At 63.1% G+C, this 25,109-nt stretch carries 22 protein-coding genes; 13 read left to right on the top strand and 9 right to left on the bottom strand.

Features of this window, described 5'->3' with window-relative positions; translation table 11 throughout:
- Positions 1 to 11 precede the first annotated feature (11 nt).
- The 3 genes from HV823_RS06165 to HV823_RS06155 all read left to right on the top strand — a co-directional run bounded on the left by HV823_RS06165 (position 12) and on the right by HV823_RS06155 (position 4,278).
- Entirely contained in the window at positions 12 to 1,877 is a 1,866-nt protein-coding gene (locus tag HV823_RS06165; RefSeq protein ID WP_176948858.1) for a polysaccharide pyruvyl transferase family protein, read from the top strand.
- A gap of 332 nt (positions 1,878 to 2,209) precedes the next feature.
- Complete coding sequence (locus HV823_RS06160) at positions 2,210 to 3,325, top strand: glycosyltransferase family protein (RefSeq protein WP_176948857.1); 1,116 nt, start codon at positions 2,210 to 2,212, stop codon at positions 3,323 to 3,325.
- Positions 3,322 to 4,278: a polysaccharide pyruvyl transferase family protein gene (locus tag HV823_RS06155; protein ID WP_176948856.1), complete on the top strand. Its 957-nt coding sequence runs from the start codon at positions 3,322 to 3,324 to the stop codon at positions 4,276 to 4,278. Before HV823_RS06160 ends, HV823_RS06155 begins: the two co-directional genes overlap by 4 nt.
- A 129-nt stretch (positions 4,279 to 4,407) precedes the next feature.
- Here the strand turns inward: HV823_RS06155 and HV823_RS06150 are convergent, their stop codons facing one another.
- Positions 4,408 to 5,565 carry an AI-2E family transporter gene (locus HV823_RS06150; protein ID WP_343051780.1) on the bottom strand — a complete coding sequence of 386 codons (1,158 nt, stop codon included), beginning with the start codon at positions 5,563 to 5,565 and terminating at the stop codon, positions 4,408 to 4,410.
- A 230-nt stretch (positions 5,566 to 5,795) separates the two neighbouring features.
- Between HV823_RS06150 and HV823_RS06145 the strand changes: the two genes are divergently transcribed.
- On the top strand, positions 5,796 to 6,386 hold the full coding sequence (locus tag HV823_RS06145; RefSeq protein ID WP_176948854.1) for a 5-formyltetrahydrofolate cyclo-ligase: 591 nt from the start codon (positions 5,796 to 5,798) through the stop codon (positions 6,384 to 6,386).
- 15 nt (positions 6,387 to 6,401) lie between these two features.
- Here HV823_RS06145 and HV823_RS06140 read toward each other — a convergent pair whose 3' ends face one another.
- Positions 6,402 to 6,827, bottom strand: coding sequence for a BA14K family protein (locus tag HV823_RS06140; RefSeq protein WP_246300946.1), 426 nt, complete (start codon positions 6,825 to 6,827; stop codon positions 6,402 to 6,404).
- Between the two features lie 263 nt (positions 6,828 to 7,090).
- Here HV823_RS06140 and HV823_RS06135 point away from each other — a divergent pair, with 263 nt between their 5' ends.
- Positions 7,091 to 8,791 carry a long-chain fatty acid--CoA ligase gene (locus HV823_RS06135; RefSeq protein WP_176948853.1) on the top strand — a complete coding sequence of 567 codons (1,701 nt, stop codon included), beginning with the start codon at positions 7,091 to 7,093 and terminating at the stop codon, positions 8,789 to 8,791.
- Positions 8,792 to 8,936: 145 nt separating this feature from the next.
- Positions 8,937 to 10,562 carry a glucose-6-phosphate isomerase gene (gene pgi / locus HV823_RS06130; RefSeq protein ID WP_176948852.1) on the top strand — a complete coding sequence of 542 codons (1,626 nt, stop codon included), beginning with the start codon at positions 8,937 to 8,939 and terminating at the stop codon, positions 10,560 to 10,562.
- 76 nt (positions 10,563 to 10,638) lie between these two features.
- Here the strand turns inward: pgi and HV823_RS06125 are convergent, their stop codons facing one another.
- The 3 genes from HV823_RS06125 to HV823_RS06115 form a co-directional block, all read right to left on the bottom strand.
- Positions 10,639 to 11,565, bottom strand: coding sequence for a carbohydrate kinase family protein (locus HV823_RS06125; protein WP_176948851.1), 927 nt, complete (start codon positions 11,563 to 11,565; stop codon positions 10,639 to 10,641).
- A 69-nt stretch (positions 11,566 to 11,634) separates the two neighbouring features.
- Positions 11,635 to 12,333, bottom strand: coding sequence for an orotate phosphoribosyltransferase (locus tag HV823_RS06120; protein ID WP_176948850.1), 699 nt, complete (start codon positions 12,331 to 12,333; stop codon positions 11,635 to 11,637).
- A gap of 149 nt (positions 12,334 to 12,482) precedes the next feature.
- A complete protein-coding gene (locus HV823_RS06115) occupies positions 12,483 to 12,923 on the bottom strand; it encodes a DoxX family protein (protein ID WP_176948849.1) in 441 nt (146 codons plus the stop codon).
- Positions 12,924 to 13,161: 238 nt separating this feature from the next.
- Between HV823_RS06115 and HV823_RS06110 the strand changes: the two genes are divergently transcribed.
- Together HV823_RS06110 and HV823_RS06105 are read left to right on the top strand one after the other, a co-directional pair.
- Positions 13,162 to 13,866: a Crp/Fnr family transcriptional regulator gene (locus tag HV823_RS06110; RefSeq protein ID WP_176948848.1), complete on the top strand. Its 705-nt coding sequence runs from the start codon at positions 13,162 to 13,164 to the stop codon at positions 13,864 to 13,866.
- 8 nt (positions 13,867 to 13,874) lie between these two features.
- The gene (locus HV823_RS06105; protein WP_176948847.1) at positions 13,875 to 15,737 is read left to right on the top strand and encodes a CHASE2 domain-containing protein; all 1,863 of its coding nucleotides are present in this window, start codon (positions 13,875 to 13,877) and stop codon (positions 15,735 to 15,737) included.
- An 11-nt stretch (positions 15,738 to 15,748) separates the two neighbouring features.
- Here the strand turns inward: HV823_RS06105 and HV823_RS06100 are convergent, their stop codons facing one another.
- Positions 15,749 to 16,381: a FecR domain-containing protein gene (locus HV823_RS06100; RefSeq protein ID WP_176948846.1), complete on the bottom strand. Its 633-nt coding sequence runs from the start codon at positions 16,379 to 16,381 to the stop codon at positions 15,749 to 15,751.
- Between the two features lie 147 nt (positions 16,382 to 16,528).
- Between HV823_RS06100 and HV823_RS06095 the strand changes: the two genes are divergently transcribed.
- Positions 16,529 to 17,104 carry a tetratricopeptide repeat protein gene (locus HV823_RS06095; RefSeq protein ID WP_176948845.1) on the top strand — a complete coding sequence of 192 codons (576 nt, stop codon included), beginning with the start codon at positions 16,529 to 16,531 and terminating at the stop codon, positions 17,102 to 17,104.
- Between the two features lie 22 nt (positions 17,105 to 17,126).
- Here HV823_RS06095 and HV823_RS06090 read toward each other — a convergent pair whose 3' ends face one another.
- On the bottom strand, positions 17,127 to 18,161 hold the full coding sequence (locus HV823_RS06090; protein WP_176948844.1) for a proline racemase family protein: 1,035 nt from the start codon (positions 18,159 to 18,161) through the stop codon (positions 17,127 to 17,129).
- 385 nt (positions 18,162 to 18,546) lie between these two features.
- Between HV823_RS06090 and spdA the strand changes: the two genes are divergently transcribed.
- Positions 18,547 to 19,350 carry a 2', 3'cyclic nucleotide phosphodiesterase SpdA gene (gene spdA / locus HV823_RS06085; RefSeq protein WP_176948843.1) on the top strand — a complete coding sequence of 268 codons (804 nt, stop codon included), beginning with the start codon at positions 18,547 to 18,549 and terminating at the stop codon, positions 19,348 to 19,350.
- Positions 19,351 to 19,453: 103 nt separating this feature from the next.
- The gene (locus HV823_RS06080; protein ID WP_176948842.1) at positions 19,454 to 20,092 is read left to right on the top strand and encodes a DUF1236 domain-containing protein; all 639 of its coding nucleotides are present in this window, start codon (positions 19,454 to 19,456) and stop codon (positions 20,090 to 20,092) included.
- 54 nt (positions 20,093 to 20,146) lie between these two features.
- Here HV823_RS06080 and HV823_RS06075 read toward each other — a convergent pair whose 3' ends face one another.
- Positions 20,147 to 20,818 carry a phosphoribosyltransferase gene (locus HV823_RS06075; RefSeq protein WP_176948841.1) on the bottom strand — a complete coding sequence of 224 codons (672 nt, stop codon included), beginning with the start codon at positions 20,816 to 20,818 and terminating at the stop codon, positions 20,147 to 20,149.
- A 211-nt stretch (positions 20,819 to 21,029) separates the two neighbouring features.
- Here HV823_RS06075 and HV823_RS06070 point away from each other — a divergent pair, with 211 nt between their 5' ends.
- Positions 21,030 to 23,351, top strand: a complete 2,322-nt coding sequence (locus tag HV823_RS06070; RefSeq protein ID WP_176948840.1) for a methyl-accepting chemotaxis protein — start codon at positions 21,030 to 21,032, stop codon at positions 23,349 to 23,351.
- Between the two features lie 91 nt (positions 23,352 to 23,442).
- On the opposite strand, the gene HV823_RS06065 is transcribed toward HV823_RS06070, so the two are convergent.
- Positions 23,443 to 24,387: a nucleoside hydrolase gene (locus HV823_RS06065; RefSeq protein WP_176948839.1), complete on the bottom strand. Its 945-nt coding sequence runs from the start codon at positions 24,385 to 24,387 to the stop codon at positions 23,443 to 23,445.
- Between the two features lie 181 nt (positions 24,388 to 24,568).
- Here HV823_RS06065 and HV823_RS06060 point away from each other — a divergent pair, with 181 nt between their 5' ends.
- Positions 24,569 to 25,000, top strand: coding sequence for an Hsp20 family protein (locus HV823_RS06060; RefSeq protein ID WP_176948838.1), 432 nt, complete (start codon positions 24,569 to 24,571; stop codon positions 24,998 to 25,000).
- The last annotated feature ends 109 nt before the right edge of the window (positions 25,001 to 25,109 follow it).

Genomic DNA, 25,109 nt, shown 5'->3' with positions numbered 1-25,109 from the left:
ATCGAGGAACGATGCAAGGCTTGACAATCCAGACGCCGGACGGCGCAGCCCAGGACACCGCAGAGCGCGCATCCGGCGTCAAACCCATACTCGTCAGCTTCTACTGCGGCGACACCTACTACTACGATGCCGCGGAACTGCTGCGGGCGGACTGCCGGCAGGCCGGCATTGACTACGATATCTCCGAACTGGCCATCCCGAAGGATTTCAACTGGGCGCAGATCTGCAAGCTCAAGGTGGCCTTCTTCCAGGAGATGCTGAAGAAGCACAAGCGGCCGATCTTCTGGGTCGACGTCGATTGCCGCATCCGCTCGTTGCCTGAGGAGCTGCGCGCCTGCGCCTTCGACATGGCAGGCTATGTGCGCGCGTTTCGCTACATCCGCGACTTCGACCCGCTTTCCAACTCCCGCTTCTGGACGCCCAGCCTCCTTTTCTTCAACTACAATGAAAAGGTCGTGCGCTTTGTCGAACTGATGGGCAAGATCGAGGCCGAAGCGCCCGGCAATGTCACCGACGACTATGTCTTGCAGGAAGCCTGGCTGCAGTTCGAGGAACAATTGAGCGTCGGCATGCTCCGCCCGGAAACCGTGGCGCGGACACCTGACGACGTCAATGAGCAATCCGCTATCCTTTTCGGCTCCAGCGGCAACGTCACCGAATGGCGCAGCCAGGTGATCCAGCACGACGTGCCCCGGCGCATGCCCAACCATCAGGCGATCGTCCTCAGCGAAGTGGCGTCGAACATCCGCAAGGAAGGCGACCTCAAGCGCGCCTTGTGGCTCTACCGGGAAGCAAACCTGCTCGATCCCACCAATACGCGTATCGTGGCCAACTATGCCGAGACGCTGAAATCGCTGAACCGCAAGGAGGAGGCTCTCGACTTTCTGGATCAGGCGATCGAACAGAACCCGGCTTCCATGGATGTGCGGCAGAAGCGGATTTCGGTCGCGGTGCAGGCGCGGAAATTCGAGCGGGCGCGCGAAGCCGTCGACGAACTGCTCGGCAGCGACAATGAGGCGTGGCGCGACCACGGCAAGTCGCTGCAATTCGACCTCGAACTGGAGAAGCGTGCGTTCGAGCGCAAGCTGAGACCGTCGCAGCGCCAGCGCATCTGGTGGATGAAGACGCCCTATCCGGGCAATTTCGGCGACATCCTGAACCCCTATCTGATCGAAAAGCTGACCGGGATCCCGCCCCGCTATGCGCCGCGCGGCAAGGGCATGCTCTGCATCGGCAGCGTTATCAAGTTCGCAACGACGGATACCATCGTCTGGGGCAGCGGAACGCCGCGCATGACGGATGTTCTGGCGCCCGACGCGCGCTATCTCGCCGTGCGCGGGCCGCTGACGCGCGAACTGGTGCTGAAGTCCGGCGGCGAATGCCCGGAGGTCTTCGGCGATCCGGCACTGCTGCTGCCGCAGCTCTACACGCCCCGCAAAATCGAGAAGAAGTACCGGCTTGGCGTCATCCAGCACCTGGTCCATCGCGGCGAACGCAATTTCGGCCCCGGCGTCAAGGAAATCTCCATCGTCCGCTGCGGATATGACGAGATCGAAGCGTTTATCGATGAACTCTGCGAATGCGAGATGATCCTGTCCACCTCGCTGCACGGCCTGATCGTGGCGCATGCCTACGGCATCCCCGCGCGCTGGTGCACCTTCAGCGACGGGGCCGCAATCAGCGGCGACGGCACGAAGTTCCGCGACTATTTCCTCTCCGTCCAGATGCCCGAACAGCACGCGCTGGACCTCTCGCACTACCACGACATCTCCGCGTCGATGCGCGACGAGGTCCCCGACCTTCAGCTGCGCTTCGACGCGACAGCGTTGCGGGCCTCGTTTCCCAGCGCAGACAAGGACGTGCCGGAGGCGGAATGAGTGACCTTCGGTACGACGCGGCCGAAACAAATCATTTGTCGTGATTTTCATGCCCGACGCTTCCGGTGTATGATCAGTTCATGGCGTGCCGTGACGTGGCCTGGCCAACATCCGCAAATGATTGCCGGCTACCGTTTCGGAGGTAGCCGGAAGCATACCTAAGATTGAGCCCGGTCGCCCCGCCCATGCGAACGGGCAAGCGGCGGTTCAATCATATGAGCCACCCAGATCAATTGCTGAGCCTGCTCCATCCTTAACCATACTTTTCTCGTTTCGGTTCAACCGCCTTAATTCATTGTCACTTTTTGCGGGCATGTGTCGGAGGGATCGGGTTGAAACTCAGAATTCTGCTGCCCGCGGACATGTCCACGATGTACCCGCGCAATCCTTATGTGCTGCAACTCATGCAGGCTTTGCTGCGGGATCCGATGGTCGAGCTGGTCGCGCACGGTCCGATCCATCTCTTCCACGGGAACTATGACTGGGATGTCGTCCACATCCAGTGGCCGGATGCGCTGATTGGCTGGAAGAACGAACGCGAGATTTCCGTGCAGGACATCGACCTCGCCCTGTCACGGATCGCCCCGCGTGCGCTGATCGTCCACACCGTTCACAATCATGTCCCCGACGAGGACAGCGGCGAACTCGGAGCGCAACTCTACGCCACCGTCTTTCGCCACACCGACGTCTTCGTCCATCTCGGCAAACGTTCACGCGACACGTTTCGCCAGGCGCATGCCGGCGACGACTGGGCCGGGCGCGCGACACATGTCGTCATCCCGCATGGCAACTATGACTTCTACAAGACGTTCAAGCCGCCGGAAGCCGGCCTGCCCCCCTCGCTCCTGACGAAGGAAAAGCGTCTCCTTGTGTTCGGTGCGCTGCGTAGCGCGGACGAGGAAGCGCTGGCACGCGAAGCGTTCACCAGCGCTAACGTAATGAAGTCGCATCTGGTCTTCGCGGGCGCACTGTCCCCGCAGGCGTTTCCCGCCGAAGTGCGCAAAACTTTCCCCAATCCGGACAAAAGAGTTACGCGGCTGCACAAGCGGATACCGGACAATCTGATCGCGCCCCTGCTCGAAAGCTGCCGGGCGGTCTTCATTCCGCGGTCCGGCCGCCTGAACTCCGGTGTCGTGCCGCTGGCCTTTACCTTCGGCGTTCCCGTCGTTGCACCCGACGAAGGCGTGATCGGCGAGATGAGCCGAAAGTTCGGCGGCATGGTCTACACGCCGGGGGACTGTTCGACAGCCGCCGCGGCGATCCGCAAGGCCCTGTCCATGCAGCAGGATGCGCGCGAGCTGCTGCGCGAACGCATCCTGAATTACAGCGACACCATTCTGGCGTGGCCTCGCATCGCAGCGAAGCACCGCGAACTCTACATCGCCAACATTGCCAAAAAGAAAGGGCTTCCTTTGTACAAGCGACTGAAGGCGAGGTTCGGTCTATGATTTTCGGGCGTTTCCTCAAGGGCAACAAAAGCATCTCGCCATCCCACCCGCAGACGACCACTCCCCGCCCAGATGGCAAGAAGTCGGAAACGCCACATCATGCGGCGCGCGGCGCATTCGATGGAAAGACCGTAAGCCTCTATCACTGGACGCCGCGGGACGCGGGCCAGACCAATTTCGGCGACGAGCTGTCGCCGCTGCTGGTGCGGCGCATACTGGACCGCAACGGTCTTGCCGATGTCGCCGTCCAACCGTCCGGCGACGGGCCGAAGCTTTTGGCGGTCGGCTCGGTGCTGCAGCAGGCACGCGAAGGGGATGTCGTCTGGGGGGCCGGCGTCAACGGCAAGAATTGGCCGCGCCGTCTGAAGACGGTCGCCAACCTGCACGTCGCCTCCGTGCGCGGTCCGTTGACGCAGCGCGCGCTCCAGCGCTTCGGGTTCGAGGCTCCAGCCATTTTCGGAGATCCGGGCCTCCTCTTTCCCGAACTCTTTCGCGACGAGATCGCGCAGGCCGGAGAAACGGTGCGCAGGAAGTACGGTAAGGCGGACGTCATCTACATTCCGAACCTGAACGACGAGAGTCTGCTTCCCGAGCGCTTTGCGCTTTTGCCCGAGGGTGTGACGCTGGTGTCGCCGACGACAACGCCCGTCGAGGTTGCGGCAATGGTGGCGCAGGCGCGGCTCGTGATATCAAGCTCCCTGCACGGGCTGGTCTTCGCGGACGCCTGCGGCGTTCCCTGCCGGGCGCATCTGAGCGCCTTCGAGCCGATCTTCAAATATGTGGACTATTTCGAGGGCGTGGGGCGGTCGCAATACGCCTTTCACCTGACGATCGAGGATGCGTTGGAAGCGGCAGACCTCGCAAGGGTGCAGATCGACACGCGGCCGATCCTCCAGGCCTTTCCCTTCGAGGCGCTCGGGCTTATACCAAGTCTCGATGATAGGAACATATAGGATGGCTTCTCGGGCTTTCTGGCGTCGTCGAGGTCCTTGACCGATGCACCGGCATCACTCCACGGACCTCTCCTGGCCAGAAAACTCGATCGAGCCGGTCCTATCGGTTCCTATCATCGAGACTTGGTATTACTCGGCCGCCCGCTTCTCGATGACCGGGCTTTCCTCGCTCATCTCCACCTCGCGCACCCATTCGCGCCAGATGGCAACCAGAAGCGCCATCAGGACCGGCCCGATGAACAGGCCGAGGAAGCCCATCGTCTTCACGCCGCCGATGAGGCCGAAGAACGTCGGCAGGAAAGGCAGCTTGATCGGCCCGCCGACCAGCTTCGGGCGCAGTGTCTTGTCGACAATGAAAAGCTCGATCGAGCCCCACAAGAACAGTGCGATGCCTGCGAACGGCGAACCGCTGGAGATGAGATAGATCGACACCAGCGAGAACGCCAGGGGCGCACCGCCGGGAAAGAGCGCCATCAGGCCGGTAATCACGCCCAGCGTGACGGCGGACGGCACGCCCGCCACCCAATAGGCGATGCCGAGCACGATGCCCTCGCCGATCGCGATAAGCGTCATGCCGGTTACGGTGGAGCTGATCGTCGCGGGTACGATCCGGGAGATCCGCTCCCACCGCATCGGCAGGATGCGTTCGCCGATCGCATCCACCTGCCGCATGAAGCTCTCGCCGTCGCGATATATGAAGAACAGCGCAATCAGCATGAAGAGCATGGTGAGCAGCAGATGGAACGCCGCCCCGCCGGCTGCGAGCGCCACGCGGTAGATGTTGCCGATGTTCGCGCCGCTTACGATCTGGCTCAGTTCGCCGATCGCGCCGGGATGATCCAAAAGCTGCGTCCAGCGGTTTGCCATCCACTCGCCGACGACCGGCAGCGCCCGGATCCATTCCGGCACCGGGGCACCCGTCTTGTTCATCGCCACCGCCCAGCCGATCCACTCCCGCACCTCCTGGAATGCGTAAGTGACCGCGAACATTATCGGCACGACGATGAAGGCCAGGATCAGCAGGATGGCAATGGCGGCAGCCAGCGTCCGTCGCCCGCCAAGCGCACCGCGAAGCCTGCAGAACAGCGGCCAGCTGGCCGTTGCGATCACCAGGGCGGCAAGGACCGGCACAACGAAACCGTAGAAGAAATAGATTCCGGCGACGATGACGAGCAACAGAAGCCAGCGGGCGGCGGAGATGGACGAGATCAAGGCCACGCCTGACGCGCGGGCGGCGCCCAGCAGCCGGGGTTCCGGACGAAGATTGCGCAGTTGGGGCTCGTGCACCGTGTAACTCCTCTCGATGCGGCTCCGCACTTGTCGCACTTTCAGGACGGATTGGCTGATATCGTGATAACAGTGTCTGATGTCATGGCAAAGAAAACCTTGCGTGTGCGACATTTTTTTTGCGTCTCGTGCAAGCTCCGGCAAATTTCGGGCGGCAACGGCCGATATGCGGCAGGACGTTGCAAGATGCGAACGGGAACGAACCTATGCAGGACAATCGAAACCGGGGCATGGTTGACAGCGACATGCGCGCGCCGGAAAACCTTGCCGAGCTAGCGGCCTGGCGGGCGGATGAGCGTATGCGGCTGATCACCGAACGCCTGTCCGGCTCGCCCGAAAGCAGGCATTCTGCGTCTTCCGTCATCCTCAGGCGCCTGCGCGAGACGGTCGGCGCGCTGGACCGCAGGCGCATCAGTCTCTACTGGCCATTCCGCGGCGAACCGGACCTACGCCCATGGATCGAGGAAATCTGGCAGGCGGGTGGGCTGGCGCTCCTCCCCGTGGTGGTTGAAAAGCGACGCCCTTTGCAGTTCCGAAGCTGGCGGATTGGCGACCCCCTTGCGCGCGGCATATGGGACATTCCCATACCTGCCGAGGGTGAGGTGATCGAGCCTGATATCGTCGTGGCTCCGCTTGTCGGCTACGACCCTGCCCTCTACCGGCTCGGCTATGGTGGCGGCTTCTTCGACCGCACGCTGGCGGCACTGAAGCGAAAGCCGCTTGCAATCGGCGTCGGCTACGGCAGCCAGGAGATTGCGACAATCAGGCCGCAGGCGCATGACATTCCCATGGACGTCATCATCACTGCTGATCTCGGCTGACGGGCGATGGCGCGATCATTGCGGCACGCAGATCACGCGCGGGCCGCCGCCAAGCGGCTGGTAAGTATTGTCCGATATCCGGTAGCTGCGATAGCGATTGGCACACCAGTTCCGTGCGGTCATGCCGTAGACCGGCGCCCGCGGACCGACGGTCACATCCCCCAGCATTTCGCCGGTGCCGAACACGGCGCGCGGATACCAGTAGCCGTTCGGGTGGCGATAGTAACCCTCGCGATAGGCCGTATAACCGCGCGTGCCGCGATAAAGCGGCGGCGCGCGCAGAATATCCACGGGGTCGCGTGCGCCGAACATGTCGACCGGATCCTGGCCGACGACGACGGGGCCGTTGCGCGGGCGCAAGGCATCGATTGCGGCAGCAGGCACCGTCGTCACAAGCGACAGGCCGAAAAGCAGGAATGCGGAAGTTGACCAGTGACACATGACGCCACTCCTTGAGGGCCGCTTTTCCATATTCTCACGCGTGGCGGCTGGTTTCCAGTCCGCATTGGAAGCATGCGCCATCTCGCAGTCAGTATCCGGGCAGGAAACGTCATATTGACGTTTACGTCAATGTTAACTAGCAATTGGGGTTGAAGCGATGGTCCAAAGGCATCATGCTGCCGGCGTCGGGAATGTTGGAGGAACGTTTCCGAACGCATAAATGAGGCCATGGGCAGAATAGACCACTGGGAGGAAGCGCGTTCATGTCAGCAAGCATCGAGGGACGGACCGGCACCATTCCCGAAAGGATCTGGCTGGCCTCATATCCTTCCGGATTTCCGACAGAGATTCCTCCGCTGGCCTATGAATCGATCGGTGAGGCACTGGAGCATTTCTGCGCCATCCATGCGCAGCGACCGGCCTTCATCAGCATGGGCAAGAGCCTGAGTTTTCGCGACCTCGAGGCGGAATCGGCCAAGATCGGCGCCTGGCTGCAGTCGCGCGGGCTCTCCAAGGGTGACCGCGTGGCGGTGATGACGCCGAACATCCTGCAAAACCCGGTGGTCGTCTATGGCATCCTGCGTGCCGGCTTCACCGTGGTCAACGTCAACCCGCTCTATACCCCGCGTGAACTGGAGCACCAGCTGAACGATGCCGGCGCAAAGGTGCTGTTCGTCCTGGAAAACTTCGCCCACACCGTGCAGCAGGCTGTCGGCAAGACGCAGGTTCAGGATGTCGTCGTCTGCAGCATGGGCGACATGCTCGGTCTCAAGGGGCACGTGGTCAATCTTGTGGTGCGCCGGATCAAGAAGCTGGTGCCCGCATGGTCGCTGCCGGGCCATCATGCCTTCAAGACCGTGATGGCGGCAGGCGCCGGAAAGCCGCTTGCCCCACCCAACGTCACCCGCACCGACATCGCCTTCCTGCAATATACCGGCGGCACTACCGGCGTTTCCAAGGGGGCAATGCTGACGCACGCCAACCTGCTGTCGAACATGGAACAGATGGCCCTGTGGCTGGAAACGGCCTTCATCGGCAAAAAGCGGCCCGAGCAACTGGTCTTTCTCTGCGCACTGCCGCTTTATCACATCTTTGCGCTGACGGTGAATTCGCTCGCAGGGCTTCTGACCGGGGCGACGAACATCCTGATCGCCAATCCGCGCGACATCCCTTCGCTCGTGAAGGACATGGCCACCTACAAGGTCAACGTCTTTCCCGGACTGAACACGCTGTTCAACGCGCTGATGAACAACCCGGATTTCCAGAAGGTCGATTTTTCCAACCTGGCGCTCACCTTCGGCGGCGGCATGTCGGTGCAGCGGCCGGTCGCCGAACGCTGGCGGAAGATGACCGGATGCCCGATCGCGGAAGGCTACGGGCTTTCCGAGACCTCGCCGGTCGCGACCGCAAACCGGCTGGACACATCCGAATTCACCGGCACGATCGGAATGCCGATCCCCTCCACCGACGTGGATATTCGCGACGACGAGGGGGCCTCCCTGCCGATCGGCGAGGTCGGCGAGATCTGCATCCGCGGGCCGCAGGTGATGGCCGGATACTGGAACCGTCCCGACGAGACCGCCAAGGTGATGACCGCGGACGGCTTCTTCAGAACCGGCGACATCGGCTTCATGAACGAGCAAGGCCTGATCAAGATCGTGGACCGCAAGAAGGACATGATCCTCGTATCCGGATTCAACGTCTTCCCGAACGAGGTGGAAGAGGTGGCGATGACGCATGCGGGCGTCCTGGAATGTGCGGCGATCGGTGTTCCCGACGAGCATTCCGGCGAGGCGGTGAAGCTGTTTGTCGTGCGCAAGGACCCGAACCTGACCGAAGCGGACGTCAAGGCCCATTGCGCCGACAACCTGACCAACTACAAGCGCCCGCGCTACATAGAATTCCGCAACGAACTGCCGAAATCCAACGTCGGCAAGATCCTTCGTCGGGAGTTGCGGTCGTAGCTCGGAGCGAGCCGCACATAAATCGATTTAAAAAACGATCTGAAAAGCGGCCGCATCCGCCTGAAAGCGACATGCTGCCCTTGATTCGCCTCATGCAAACCGCCTAGTTATCGCACCAGCCATGTTGCGATGCAGGGAGAGTACCATGAACGCGCTTGTCGAAATGCTGAAAGCAACCGTAGCGGACACCGACGCCACCGACATTCGCGGCGCCTTCGCCGCCGACCCGCAACGCTTCTCCCGCTTCAGCGTTTCGCTTGACGACTTCCTGTTCGACTTCTCCAAGTGCGCGGTGAACGACAAGGTGCTCGACGGGCTCGAAGCACTCGCCAAGCAAGCCGGCGTCGAGAAAAAGCGCGATGCGATGTTTGCGGGCGAGAAAATCAACATCACCGAGGACCGCGCCGTCCTGCATACCGCATTGCGAAACCGCTCCAATGTGCCGGTCCTCGTCGACGGCAACGACGTGATGCCCGACGTCAACGCCGTGCTGGAGGCGATGGGCGCCTTCGCCGACGGTATCCGTTCGGGCGCGCTTGCGGGTGCGACCGGCAAGAAGATCACCGATGTCGTCAACATCGGCATCGGCGGCTCCGACCTCGGCCCGGTGATGGCGACGCTGGCGCTCGCCCCCTATCACGACGGCCCGCGGCTGCATTTCGTATCCAACATCGACGGCGCGCACATCGCCGATACGCTGAAGCTGCTGGACGCCGAGACGACGCTGTTCATCGTCGCCTCCAAGACGTTTACGACGATCGAGACGATGACCAACGCCGATACGGCGCGCAGGTTCATCGCCGGCAAGCTGGGCGAGGCTGCGGTCGGCCATCACTTCTGCGCGGTCTCCACCGCACTCGACAAGGTCGCCGCCTTCGGCATCGCCGGCGAGCGCGTGTTCGGCTTCTGGGATTGGGTCGGCGGACGCTACTCAATCTGGTCGGCGATCGGGCTGCCGCTGATGATCGCGATCGGCAAGGAAAACTTCGGCCAGTTCCTCGCCGGTGGCCACGCGATCGACAACCATTTCCGCAGTGCGCCCTTCCGCAGCAACATTCCCATGCTGCTCGGCCTGATTGGCTTCTACCACCGCAACGTGCTCGGCTATCCCTCGCGCGCGATCCTGCCCTACGACCAGCGGCTCCTGCGCTTCCCGGCCTATCTCCAGCAGCTCGACATGGAATCAAACGGCAAGTCGGTGACGATGGACAGCACACAGGTGGAAGGGAAGACGGGGCCTGTCGTCTGGGGCGAACCCGGCACGAACGGCCAGCACGCCTTCTACCAGTTGATCCACCAGGGCACCGACCTGATCCCGGCCGAATTCATGATCGCCGCAAACGGCCACGAAAAGGACCTGCGCCACCAGCACGAGCTTTTGATCGCCAACTGCCTCGCCCAGTCCGAAGCGCTGATGAAGGGTCGCACGCTCGACGAAGCGAAGGCGCAGCTGACCTCTAAGGGCGTGGACGAGGCCAAGGCTGACAGGATTGCGCCGCACCGGGTCTTCTCGGGCAACCGCCCGTCGATCACGATGGTCTACGACGAACTGACCCCGTTCGCGCTCGGCCGCCTGATCGCACTCTACGAGCACCGTGTCTTCGTCGAAGGCGCCCTCTTCAACATCAACTCCTTCGACCAGTGGGGCGTGGAGCTGGGCAAGGAGCTGGCAACCGGCCTGCTGCCTGTCGTGGAAGGCAAGGAAAGTGCGGCCGGGCACGATTCCTCGACGGCCGGCCTCGTCGCCGCGCTGCTGAAGGCTGCCAAGTAAGACAGCCTATCAAGCCGATCGACTGGTTTTCTCCCCGGCTGCCGGGGAGAGAAGCCGGATTCCGGAACGACCGAACCTAAAGCCCGATCTCTTTCGCCCAGGGGGGATTTGCGCCGGCGCGCGAGACGGTGACCGCAGCCGCCTTCGCACCGAGCGCAAGGGCGTTTCCGATCTGCCGCTCGTCGAGCTTTGCGATCTGCGCCTTCGTCAGCAGGTTCTGCATCTTCAGCGAGGCCAGGATACCTGCATCGAAGGTATCGCCCGCACCGACCGTGTCGACGACCGAAACGCGCTCGCTCGGCACGGTTACCTTGTGGCGTTCGGTATAGCCCACCGCCCCCTCCGCACCACGGGTCACCACGACCAGCTTGGCGCCGTAATGCAGCCAGTGCCGCGCCAGCGTTTCCTCGTCCCCCTCGAGACCGAACCAGGCAAGGTCCTCGTCCGAAAACTTGACGATGTCAGACATGGACGCCATGCGGCGGATGCGGGCCATGTGCGCGTCCTTGTTCTTGATGAAACCCGGACGGATGTTCGGATCGAGCGAGATGACGCGCGAGGCCTGCTCGCGCTGCATCAGCGCTTCGTAGGTGGAGCCGCAAGGCTCGGGAATGAGGCTGATTGCGCCGAAGTGCAGCGCCTCGCACTCTGCGCCGAGCACGGGCAGGTCGTCCTGACCGATCATTCGGCCCGCCGTGTTCTCATCGTAGAAGGCATAGGTCGCATGCCCGTCAACCAGCTTGACGAAGGCGATGGTGGTCGGGCGGGACAGCGTGGCGCAATAGCTGAAACCGACGGCGCTCCGGCGCAACGTATCACGCAGCAGGTCGCCCATCATGTCGTCGGAAAGACCGGTGAAAAAGCCTGAAGGGACACCGAGGCGGCCAAGCGCGATCGCGGTATTGAAGATCGCGCCGCCGGCATAGGGCGCATAGGCGTCCTCGCCGAGCGTCGATTGACGCGGCAACATGTCGATCAACGCTTCGCCACAACACAGGATCATGAATGCCTCCTCCGAACGTTCATTCAATCGATTTAAACCGGCACAGCGGAAAATGCCAGCGGCTTTCGCTCAGCTGGTCGGCAACGCGCTGACCCCGCCATGCTCTGACGACCAGAGCAGCGGAGCGTTCAGGAACGCCTCGACCGAGCTCAGGGTCGCCTCGTCGAACAGCTTCTGCGACCGTGCGACCGCGAGAACCTGGCGCCACGTGGAGACGTGATGGAGCTTGACCTTGCCGTTGGCAAAACGGGCTTCTGCTTCTGGGAAGATGCCGTAGAAGAACAGCGCCATGCCGTGATCGACGACGCCGCCTGCAGCACGGATCGCATCGATGAAGGTGAACATCGAACCGCCGGCCGTCGTCAGGTCCTCGATGACGAGAACGCGCGCGCCTTCCGGCATTTCGCCCTCGATCTGCGCGTTGCGGCCATGCCCCTTCGGCTTCTTGCGGACATAGACCATCGGCAGAGCCAGACGGTCGGCCAGAAGTGCTGCGAAGGGGATGCCGGCAGTCTCGCCGCCTGCGACGACATCGAACTGCTCGAAGCCGGCATCGCGCGTGATCGTGGCTGCGGCGAATTCCATCACGGCCGAACGGATGCGCGGATAGGACAGTAGCTTGCGGCAGTCGATATAGACCGGGCTCGCCATGCCCGAGGCGAGCTTGTAGGGCTCCTCCGGCCGGAAGTGCACCGCCTTGATTTCCCACAGCATGCGGGCAAGCAGCTCCGCCATGGTATCGCGATCGGGGAACGAATTGGAAAACATTGTCACCTCTCCCTGCTGGCCGTTTTGCAGCGCATAGCAGGTGAAGGCACCAGATACCAGCCGGTGGCAGCCCGAACCTGGCGGACGCGCAACAAAAAACCTCCCCGCGGACGGGGAGGTTCGAAGGCCGTTTCGGCTATGTGGATCGATCAGGCGGTGGCGGCGACCGCACCGCGGCGGGCGTCGATCGAGATCGCGCCGGGGCCGAAGGCGGCGAGAACGAGGAAGCCACCGGCGATCGTCAGGTTCTTCATCATCATCAGGCCGTTGAACATGGTGAGCAGGCCGTTTGCGCCTTCCGGGAAATCGGGAACGTTGATCGGGCCGCTATGGAAGAAGAGAGCGGTGAACACGCAGAATGCGGCGAGCAGCAGCGACGTGATCTTCGTCTGGAAGCCGACGAGAATGAACAGGCCGGCGACCAGTTCGAAGAGGCCGGCGATGTAGGCGAGCGCGGTTGCAGCCGGCAGGCCGGCACCGGCGATCATGCCGGCGGTGCCCGAGGGATCGAGCAGCTTCGGGTAACCTGCGAGGATGAACATTGCGGAAAGAAGAATGCGTCCCACGAGGACGACGAGGTTCTGAGACATGGCGGGCTCCTGGGCCGTTGGTTTCACTGGCGCTAATTGTTAGCAGAACGTTGCGTTTACACTAGTCCGCCACTGGGTGGACACATCGTTCACCTTTTGCGCACGACGGATGCACCGATCGAGCAAAGGATACCAACGCACAGAGACCCCGCCGGACTCTTTTCGGTTGCAACCACCGGCGGAGTGCAGGAAGAATTCGTCCAACAAGCACGGGGCGACAGACGCGCGGGGAAGGACAATGACCGAGGTTACGAGGAGTATTGCCTTCTGGCGTTCGTTTCCGATCTTTGAAGGCTTCAACAAGGAAACCCTCGCCGACGTTGCCGATATCGCAACCTATCGGAAATGGAACGCGGGCACGGTGCTGTTCCAGCGCGGCGACGACGGGACCTATCTCATCGTGGTCATCTCCGGCCGCATCAAGATTTCGCTGATCACGCCCCAGGGCAAAGAGCTTTCCCTGCGCCACCTGGAAGCGGGCTCGATCTTCGGCGAGATGGCGATCCTCGACGGGCAGCCGCGCTCCGCCGATGCCACCGCCGCGGTTGCGACCGAGGGCTACGTGATCAGCAAGCGCGATTTTCTCGAGGTCCTGTCACGCAATCCGCAATCCTACCAGGCGATCATCCACTATCTCTGCACGAAGCTGAGAGAGACGACCGAGCAATTGGAGACGATCGCGCTGTACGACCTCGATTCCCGTGTCGCGCGTTTCTTTCTCGCTATGCTCCGCAACATCCATGGTAGCGAGTTGCCGGAAAGCGCCAACCTGCAACTCTCGCTCAGCCAGACGGAAATCGCCAGCATCGTCGGCGCCAGCAGGCCGAAGATCAACCGCTCCATCCTCGCGCTGGAAGAGGCAGGAGCGATCCGCCGCACGGACGGTATCATCTTCTGCCACACAGGCAGGCTGCGCGCCGTGGCGGAGCCAGAAGACAAGTAGTGGCCATGATGCCCCGGATCAGAGCGCTTCGCAGCAAGCCGCTTCTGGCCGGGATCGCCACGAGCCTTTGTTGCGCATTCCTCCTCTTCCACTTTTCCGAACCCGTGCTGGAGCGGCCGCGCGAACTGTTCTTCGACGCGCTGACGCAGGCTTTTCCCGGCCCTGAAACCGATCGCGTCGTTGTCGTCGATATCGATCGCAAAGCCCTGCAAGGGTTGGCCGGCGAGGAATGGACACGATCCCAGTCGGCAGCACTCATCTCGGCGATCGCGACAGCCCGGCCCGCTGCCGTCGCAATCGACCTTGTCTTCAGCAACGACTGCGATCTGAGAGAGCCGACAAACAGGACTCTTGCCGAGGCGATCGGCCAGGCGCCTGCGATCCTCGGCTTTCTCATCGGCGAGCAGACGGGTGGGACACCCGGGCCGGCACCCGAATTGGCGGTGCAGCGGCCGATCGCCATCCCGCCGCTATGGTTCATCGACGGCGTCGATCCTTCGTGCCCCATCTTCCAGGAGCGTGCGGCGGCGGCGGCGGCATCCTTCCTCATCGGCGATGAGGACGCAATCGTGCGCCGCGCCCAGCCCTTTGCGATCTACGGCAATGCGGTCTATCCGGCGCTCGGGCTCGAAGCGGCCCGGCGTGCTGCGGGCGCTGGCGCGTCCGTGATCGGCGGTACGCCGCCGTGGATCCGGCAGGACGAGCGCCTGCTGTGGCCAGATGATGACGGCAACCTGCGTTTCGTGGCTGCTGGTCCAGAGCGCATCGTGGGACGTACGATCTCCGCCGCAGACGTCATGAGCGGAACTGCTGCGCCGGAACGCATCCGCGGCAAGGTGGTTCTGGTCGGGAGCAGCCTTCCAGCGCTCGGCGGCCTGAGGGCCAGTGCCTCGCTACCGCTCGAGCCCTCGGTGCAGATCCATGCGGATGTGGCAAACACCGTCCTCACCGGCTTCATACCGCACCGCAACAGCACCCAGATACCATGGGAAGCAGGGTATGCGTTTCTGGCAGGGGTAGGTGCTGCCGCCCTCGTCACCCGCCTTCGTCCGACATATGCCGCAACTTCCGGCCTTGTCGCGATCGTCAGCACGATTGCCGGAGCGGCCTTCGTCTATCGCCAAACCGGGTTACTGATCGACGCGCCGGCGATCGCGATGGCGCTGGCAACTGTCCTGCTTGTCACCGGCGTGCTCCAGTTCGCGCAGGTCCGCCGCGCCGAACAGACGGCGCGCGCCCGTTTCGGACAATACCTCCCGCCCTCCGTCGTTTCGCGCTACATCGACAATCCCGGCCTGGAGCGCGTCGCCGCGGAGGAGCGACAGGTGACTGCGCTCTTCACGGACATCGAGGATTTCTCCGCCCTGTCCGGCCGTATTGGCCCGCAAAGGCTGGTGCCGTTGCTCGACGTCTACTTCCGCGAGGTCAACGCGCTGGTAGCCAGCCACGGCGGAATGGTGAACAAGGTGGTCGGCGATGCGGTGCATGCGCTGTTCAACGCGCCCGAAGACCTGGACCGGCATGTGGACAGGGCGATCGACTGCGCGCGGGAAATCCATGCGCTGACCGAGGAAATGCGCGGCAGGGCGGATTTCGCAGCCGAAGGTTTCGGCCGGACGCGCATTGGCATCGAGACAGGTCTCGTCATCCTGGGCGAAGTGGGCACCGGCGGCACGCTGGACTATACCGCACACGGGATGGCGATGAACATCGCCGCACGTCTGCAGGAAGCCAACAAGATCTTCGGAACGGCCATTTGCATCGGCCCCGCGGCGGCAGGCGAAACCACGCGACGCCTGCGCTCGCTTGGTGTGCATGAGATCCGCGGCGCGGGTCCACTGGCGCTGTTCACGATCGCCGACGACGGCTAGAGATCGACGCCTCAGCGAACGCCGATGCTGGCATAGGCTTCGCGGATGCGGGCCTCTCCCCATTGCTGCACCTCGCCCGGTATGCCGGTCGCCGGCGGCACATCGATCCCCTGCCCTGCACCGACCTCTCGGGCGACACCGCCCCCTTCGAAGCGGACCAGCCCGCGCTCGACGAAAACGGCGAACGCACCGCGATTGGGGCCGGCGAAAAACTTCGTGCCGCGGACGCCGATCATGCCGAAGGCCGTCCGTACGGTCAGGTCGATCTTCGGCGCCTCATCCGGTCGGTCGAAGATCATCCCGCCCGTGCCGAGTTCGATCGTACCGCCCTGGGCGGCAATGAAACTGTCGACCAGCAATTCGGTGCGGCTTCCAAGCATGAGTTTGGTCACCTCGCCCAGCGTCAACTCGGCAAAACTCCCCTCGCCGGTGACGATGAGATCACGGTCCATGATATCGGCACCGGCGCGAATGGCCGAAAGCACCTCGCCCTTCCTGCGGCTGACCTTGCCGCGGACCTCGTCGACCGAACCGATGACCCCACTGGCGCGGGCCATGCGTTCGGGAAACGCTGCAGCCGTCCAGATGGCAGCGGCTAGAAAGGTCCTGCGGCGGACCTGAACGCCTTGAGTTGCATCTGACATCGCGCTTTCCCTGCCCACGACGTTTACCATAGACGCTGCCGCGCCTGTCCCCTTCGGAACAATTACGCCCCCCAAAGACGTCTATCCTTAGGGCATGAAGGGAGACAGGCTTTGCAGAATGTTGTCAATGCAATGAAAACGGGCGCGATGGCGCTTTTCTTCACCGGTGCTGTCTGGATGTCGCCGGCACAGGCCGGCGGGAATGGCCTGTCCATCGAGGCGCAATGCGATGCTGCTGCCGGCAGTCGCGACGACAGGACCCGCAACACCGGCTTCGCTCCCATCGAAAACGGCGGCATCAAGCTCGGAATTGCTCTCTCCGCCTGCCGCGAAGCCTACAAGGCCGGCGGCAATCCGCGCATAGCCTTCCAGCTTGCCCGGGCTCTGGAGCAAGGCGGACAGCTGCTTGCCGCGCAAGGCCTCTACCGCGAGGCCGCTCTACAAGGACATTCGGCGGCCATGGTCCGCCTTGGCCGGATCCTCCAGGAAAAAGGCGACCCCGGCGGCGCGTTTGCGCTCTACAGGCGCGCGGCAGAAGACGGCGATCCCGGCGGCGCTTACGCACTCGGGCTCGCCTATCGCGACGGCATAGGAACTCCCGCCGATGCCCGGAGGGCCGCGCGCTGGCTCGATACGGCCGCCTCCGGCGGCTACGAAATCGCAGCGCTTGCGACGGAGCCCCCGCATAAGGATGGCGCGACCGCCGGCGCCGGCAGCCGCTAGTATTGTCGATCGGCAGCGATCCTCAGACGATTTCGCCGGCCTGCGGACCCCAGGTGTCGGTCATGGCGAAGCCGTCCGCCAGGGGATCGGTGGGATCGAGCGCGATCTGGTGCAGGCCGAAGGTCCAGCCGCGGCCGGTGATCGTCGGAATGATCGCCTTGCGGCCGGCCACCTCGGTCTCGGCCTCCAGCCCGACCTCGAACTGCGAGCCGATGATCGAGCGCGACTTGAAGCTGTCGCCGACCTTGACCTTGCCGCGGGCATGCAGGGTTGCGAGGTTGGCCGAATTGCCGGTGCCGCAGGGCGAGCGGTCGACGCGACCGGGCCACATCGTGGTTGCCGTGCGAATGGTGCCGTCTTCTTCCCGATCCCGGAACATGACGTAGGCGATACCGTTGATTTCCGGGATTTCCGGATGGACGACCGGCATCTTCTTGTTGATCAGGTCCTTCAGGACCATGCCGGCATCGACGAGCTTGCGCGCGTTGGCCTTCTCGATCTTCGTACCGATCTGGTCGACATCGACCAGCGCATAGAAGATGCCGCCATAGCTGATGTCGAAGCGTACACGTCCCCAGTCCGGCGTATCGATCTCGGCGTCCAGTTCCTGCACGAAGGAGGGAACCATCGTCAACTTCACCTTCTCGCAACGACCGTCGCGGCAGGTGGCCGTGGCCTTGACCAGGCCTGCGGCGGTATCGAGGACGACGACCGTTTCCGGCTCCTTCATCTCGACGATGCCGCTCTCGAGCAGCGCCGTGGTGATGCAGATGGAATTGGACCCCGAGGACGCATGCGCCTGGTCGGCCTGGAGAATGATGAAGCCGGCATCGGCCTCGGGGCGCTTCGCCGGAAGAAGCAGGTTTACCGAGCCGGTTGCTGCCGCACGCGGCTCCAGGCAGAGGAAGCGGCGCAAGCTGTCGTCCACCGTGTTGATGTAGTTCAACTGCTCGGCAATCGTGTTTCCGGGGATCTTAGGCACGCCGCCGATGGCAACCTTGCCGATCTCGCCCTCGCAATGAACGTCCAGCAACTGGATCGTGCGTTTCCATCTCATGGTCTTCACTCCACTCGTCTTCAAAATGTGTCGCGCCCGGCTCGCGCCGACCGCGCGAGCCGAAGACGACGATATCTGGCGATACCGCCTGGTGCCGGCGCGTTTGGAGAAGAGGCGCGACCGTTGCATCAAAATGCACGGTTGCTGCGCTTTTGCCGTTCTCCTCACCGGATAATCGCTTGTGGCGGTTACGCAGGCGTCTCTGCCGTGCGGCATCGCCCGTCGGCGACGGTGCTACATCACGGCGCGGTGCAAGCCAATCGGTTTGATGTCGCAGTCTGCACATTCCGCTCCTAGAATTAGTCCGGATCGGTCGCGCTTCTGCCTCGACCGACGCGATTCCGGCGGAGACAGTGCGCGCATCCATCTCAAACGGCCGATTTTCATGACCAAACTCATCGTTTTTACCGACCTGCACATGACGCCCGAGGGCACCACCATCATCGGGCTTGATCCTTACGAGCGCCTCGGCAGGGGCATCGACCATGTCAACCGCTATCATGCGGACGCCGACCGGGTGATCTTTACCGGCGACCTCACCCATCGCGCCGATACCGCCTCCTACCTGCGCCTCAAGGCGCTTCTCGGAACGCTGGTGCCGCCAGCCGCCATCACCATCGGCAACCACGACAACCGCGACCGTTTCCTTGATATTTTCGACCATGTCGCAGCCGACGAGAACGGCTTCGTCCAGCAGTCGATCGACTTCGACGATTGCCACGCCATCCTGCTCGACACGCTCTTCGCCCCGCCCTACGACTATCCCGCAAGCCATGCCGGCCTTATGTGCGAGCGCCGGCTGGGTTGGCTCGACCGGCGCCTGTCGGAGACGGACAAGCCCGTGCTGCTGTTCATGCATCATCCGCCACACAAGACGGGGTTTACCGGCATGGACACGATCCGGCTCATCAACGAACAGGCGTTCTACGAGCTGATCCTTCGCCGCGGTAATGTTCGTCACATCTTTGCCGGCCACGTGCACCGAACGATCGGCGGCTCCCACCGCGGCATTCCGTTCTCCATTTTCAAGAGCCCCGTTCACCAGCAGCCGATGCCATTCGACACGCCGGACCCGTCGCTGTCGGTCGATGAGCCGGGTGCCTATGGCATCGTGGTGGTTACGCCTGACGGATTGCAGGTGCATACCGAAGACTACGAGATCGCAAGGCGCGATAGTGTCACTGCGTAACACTTCGTGACCTTCTCCTTCCCGCCGATCCCGGAACACCGGAGTGGCGGACACGTTTGGTGATCTGAAGGGGCTTAGAGACCCATTTCAGAAGGAGAATGGCATGAAGAAGGTTCTAATCGCAGGCGTTGCGCTGGTCATTGCAGGTACCGCCATGGCGCACGCCGAGGAGAAGAAGCCCAACCCCGCCATAGGCGCTGCAACCGGCGGCGCGACCGGAGCCTTGACCGGCGCGCTTATCGGCGGTCCTGTCGGTGCCGCCATCGGCGGCGTAGCAGGCGCAACCCTCGGCGCTGCGGCCTCGGTTCCGCAAGAAGCACGCACCTACGTGATCGAACACCCGGTGGAACCCGTCATCCTCGACGGTCCCGTATCGGCCGAAACCCGGCTGCGCGAGGATGTCGTCCTGACGCCGATCCCGGAACACCCGGATCTCGGCTATGTCTATGTCGAGAACCGTCCGGTTATCGTGCGCACGAACGACCGGCAGGTCATCTATGTCGACGACGTGCAGACGACCGGCAGCATCGCGCCGGCGGTGCCGGAAACGACCATTACCTATATCGAGCGCCATCCGGTCGGTCCGGTCGTTCTGGAAGGACCGGTGGCCGCCGGTACGGTGGTCCCCGATGACGTCGACATTGTCGCCGTTCCCGATAGCCCGGACTACGGCTACATCTATGTCGACGAGCGTCCGGTTCTGATCGAACGAAGCTCGCGTAAGGTTCTCTGGGTGCGCTGATCCGGTCAGGCGTGAACGGAAAACAGGGCGGTCCGCGATGGCGGGCCGCCTTTTTCAAGGCCCACCGGTCGCCCCGCCTGGCGCCACCAAGGCCTGCATCACTTCCGCGTCCGAGACCTGCGGGAAGTCGCGATAGCAGAGGCCGACCGCGCAGAAATCATCGGGCTCGTGCAGGCAGACGATGCGATCAACCTCGGCGCCGAGTGCTTCGAGCGCCTCGGGTGGCGCAACCGGGATGGCAAGCGTTGTCGAGGCGACGGACTGGAGCCGAAGCGCCTTCAGCCCCGCAGCAAGGGTTGCGCCGGTCGCCACGCCGTCATCGACGACGATCACGTTTCGCATTTTCAGGTCCACCGGCTGCCGGCCGGAGAGGTAGCGCTTGCGCTGACGCGCGATCTCGTCCTTCTGCCGGGTTGCTTCCGCTTCGATATAGGCCCGACTTGCGCCGCACGCGGCGACGAGTTCCTCGTTCAGCACGAGTTGCGGCGCATCCGATCCTGCAATGGCGCCGATAGCGACCTCGCGGTTCTGCGGCGCTCCGATCTTGCGGACGAACAGAAGGTCGAGTTTTGCGCCGAGAGCCTGTGCGACCTCCACCGCGACGGCGACACCACCCCTCGGCACAGCCAGTACGATCGGATCATCGATAGGCTGCAACGAAAGTGCAGCCGCCAGCTGGCGACCGGCATCGGCCCGATCGACGAACAGGATCCGGGGCCTCATCATGGCGCCCTCCCGTGAGTTTGTAAGGCATTTTAGCAAATTCATTAAGATGTTGGAGATATCTAGAATATCGACGCGCAGACTCCCTATCCAACGGGTCTGGCCTCGGATGCCGGTCGGCATCCGCACTCTCCATGATGGAGCCCCCACACCATTTTGACTGCACGCCGTCTCCATGGGCGCCATGGCGACTGCCAGAGCTCGTGAGGATTGCATGTTTAGACTACAGCCAAAGTCGCTTGCGACCAAGCTGATCGCAGTTACGGGCGGCACGATTGCGCTCGTTCTCATTGCGTCGAACTATCTTTTGATCTCGCAGTCGAGCGACCGCGTTCAGTCGCTGATCCTCGACGAGGCGAACAGTCAGGCGCGGTCCATCGCGTCAGACGTATCCGGCGCCATCGGCGAGCTGGTGAGCAGTGCGCGCACATCCGCCGCCATCATCGGCAAGGCGCATGAGAACGGAACGCTCGACCGCAAGCAGGTCATCGACCTTCTCAAGGTCAACGTCGAGCAGAATCCGGCCGCCTACGGCAGCTGGTACGCCGCGGAGAAAGACAGTTTCGACGGCAAGTCGGCTGAATATGTCGGCAACAAGGAGTTCGCCGGCGACAAGAACGGGACGTTCAATCCCTACTGGACGAAAGACAAGACCGGAACGATCCAGTTCACCCCGTTCGAGTCGGACTATGAAGGAGCCTGGTATGCGCTCGCCGCAAAGAGCGGCAAGGGCGCCATGACGCCGCCGTACCAGGAAAGCACGACGGGCGAAAGCACGTCGATGTCGTCCATCGGCTACCCGGTCTATTCGAACAGCAAGCTGATCGGCGTTGCCGGCGCCGACGTCAAGCTTTCGACGCTCGCCGAGCGCGTCGCCCAGATGAAGCCGTTCGGATCGGGCCGCGTTCTTCTCCTGACGCAGACGGGCAAGTGGCTGGTTCCACCGCGCCCCGAACTTGCGATGCAGGACTATGAGGGCGCAGGCCTGGAGACCGTCAAGGAAGCCATCGCGTCGAACAAGCCCGGCTTCGTCGCCGACCTGAGCTTCGACGACAACGAGCCCTTCGACCGCATCGTCTATCCGGTCGCCCTGCCCGACGTGAACGCAACCTGGGTCGTTCTCGTCGATGTCCCGCGTTCGGTCATCGGTGCACCGGTGCGGGACCAGACCTACATGATGATCGCGGGCGGCGTCATCGTCCTCGCCGTCGTGCTCCTCGGCCTCTGGATTGCGGTTCGCAACTACGTACAGCGGCCACTCGCCGGCCTCGTCGCCGACGTAGCGCGCCTTGGCAAGGGCGACTATGCCGAGCCGGTTTCCGGCCAGGACCGGACCGACGAAACGGGCGAGGTCGCCAAGGCGCTCGAAGGTTTCCGTCATCAGCTCGCCGATACGAAGCGCCTTGAAGCCGAGGCCGATGCACAGCGGCAGATGACCGAAACCGAACGTGGCCGTTCGGAAGCGGAGCGCCAGACAAGCAGTGCGCTGCAGCGCGATATCGTCTCGCGCCTCGGCGAGGGCCTTGCACGCCTTTCCTCCGGCGAACTGTCCTACCGCCTTTCCGGCGAATTCCCCGGCGAATATGCGAAACTCAAGAGCGACTTCAATTCGGCGATGGGCAGCCTCGAGGAGACCATCAGGACGGTCAACACCTCGGTCTACAGCATCACCAATGGCACCAACGAGATCTCCAACGGGGCAGCGGACCTGTCCCACCGCACCGAGCAGCAGGCCGCAAGCCTCGAGGAGACTGCCGCGGCCCTGGACGAGCTGACCTCGCAGGTCAATTCGAGCGCCGACAATGCCCGTGTCGCCGCCCAGTCCGTTTCGTCGGCGAGCGACGACGCGGCCAAGTCCGGTGAAGTGGTGCAGAAGGCGATTGCCGCGATGAAGGGCATCGAGCGGTCTTCCGGCGAGATCTCCAACATCATCGGCGTGATCGACGAGATCGCCTTCCAGACCAATCTTCTGGCGCTGAACGCCGGCGTCGAGGCGGCGCGCGCAGGCGAGGCCGGCAAGGGCTTTGCCGTCGTCGCCCAGGAAGTCCGCGAACTGGCGCAGCGCTCCGCCAATGCCGCCAAGGAGATCAAGAACCTCATCAACGCCTCGGAGACGCAGGTGCGCGACGGGGTGGATCTCGTCGGGAGGGCCGGTAACGCGCTCGAAAAGATCGCCCAGCAGGTCATGCAGATCAACGGCCTCATCCGCCAGATCTCATCGTCCGCCTCCGAGCAGGCGGTCGGCCTGAAGGAGATCAACTCGGCCGTCAACCAGATGGACCAGGTGACGCAGCAGAACGCTGCGATGGTGGAGGAAACCACCGCCGCCAGCGTCGCACTGAACGAAGAGGCACGGACGCTTCAGTCGCTCGTCGCCCGCTTCCGCACGGGTCAGACCGCGATGGCGGCCCAGCCGCAGCGGACTGTGCAGGCGAAGGCACCCTCCGCTCCGCCCCCCCGCCCGGCCCCTTCCCGGTCGATCCCGCAAGTCGTCGGCAACACGGCACTGGCGCAGGACGAGTGGGAAGAATTCTGAGCGCGGGTTATCGCAAACAACGAAACGGCGCCTACGGGGCGCCGTTTTTCATTTCACACGTTGTTGTGTACCGGTTGATGGGTACCTGAGCTCAAAGCCGCGCCACGCGCTCCGTCAAAAGCTCGAAGAAGCCGTCGGCATCGATGTCGCGCATGACCCGCGCATTGTGCTGGCGCCCGGTGACCTGCCACCAGTCGACCACCGTCATCCCGACCGTCAGCGGCGAGGCCGTCTCGATTTCGACATTGCAGTCGCGTCCGCCGAAAAGTCCGGGGCGCAGCAGATAGGCGATCACCGTCGGATCGTGCAGCGGGCCGCCGTCGGAGCCGTACTTTTCGACGTCGAACCGCTCGAAGAACTCCAGCATCTCCACCAGCGCCTTGGCCGGACGGGTGCCGATCGTCTTCAGTTTGTCCACCCGCGTGCGAAGCGTGAGCACCTTGTGGGTGACGTCGAGCGGCATCATCACGATCGGAATCCCGGACTTGAAGACAATATCGGCTGCTTCGGGATCGACATAGATGTTGAACTCGGCAGCCGGAGTGATGTTGCCGCCCTCGAAAAAGCCGCCACCCATCATGACGATTTCAGCGACGCGGCCGACGATCTCAGGGGCCTTCTGCAACGCCAGCGCGATATTCGTCAAAGGACCGAGCGCGCAGAGCGTCACCGTGCCCGCGGGTTCATTGCGAAGCGTGTCCACCAGGAAATCGACGGCATGCTGCGCCTGGAGCGGCATGGTCGGCTCGTCGAGTTCGGGACCATCCAGGCCGGTCTTGCCATGGACGTGCTCGGCTGTGACCAGCGGGCGCTGCAACGGCGCGTCAGCGCCGGCGAAGACCTTGACGTCGGGGCGGCCACACAACTCGCACAGGATGCGCGCATTGCGCGCCGTCAGCTTCAGCGGAACGTTTCCGGCGACGGTGGTGATGCCGAGCAAATCCAGTTCGGCAGCGCTGCCGAAGGCCAGCATGATGGCGGCGGCATCGTCCTGGCCCGGGTCGGTATCTATGATGATCTTTCTTCGCGGCGACATGGGCCTTCACTTCTCCGAATCGTGTTCTTGCGCCGCATCTCGCGGCGAAACGGGGACTATATTTACCCCGGGGCGCTCTGCAAGTGTCTTGCACGTGCGTATGGCAATCCCCATATTGCCTCCTGTCGGGATGCTGGAATCCGGGTCCCGCAACAGTCGCTTGAAAGCAAGGACTAACGCAATGAGCCGTATTACGCCTTTTGCCAGCCCGCTCCTCCTCGGCTTCGACGCCATGGAAAAGACCCTTGAACGGATCGCCAAGGGCAATGACGGGTATCCTCCCTACAACATCGAGCGCATTCTCGCCGACAGCGCTTCCGGCGCCCCCGATCGGCTGCGGATCACGCTCGCCGTGGCGGGTTTTTCGGAAGAAGAGCTCGAAGTCACGACGGAAGAGAACCAGCTCATCGTTCGCGGACGGCAGGTCGACAACGGCGAAAGGGACTACCTCTACCGAGGCATTGCCGCGCGGCAATTCCAACGCATGTTCGTCCTTGCGGACGGGATGCGCGTATTGGGCGCCGAGCTGCGCAACGGCCTTCTCGCCATCGACCTGGCGCGTCCCGAACCGGAACGCATGGTAAGGAAAATTAACATTTCCGTACCAGACTAGGCCAAGTGCCGTTCCTGCGGGCACCTCCGCCGGAGCTTCACCGACAGACTGATTTTCCGGACGCACCGACGGGCCACGATGGCAGCGGGCATCCGGCGGGCCGGTACCC

This window comes from Mycoplana rhizolycopersici, from assembly GCF_013378445.1.
Taxonomy (GTDB): domain Bacteria; phylum Pseudomonadota; class Alphaproteobacteria; order Rhizobiales; family Rhizobiaceae; genus Mycoplana; species Mycoplana rhizolycopersici.
This window is presented reverse-complemented; position numbering and strand designations above follow the sequence as displayed.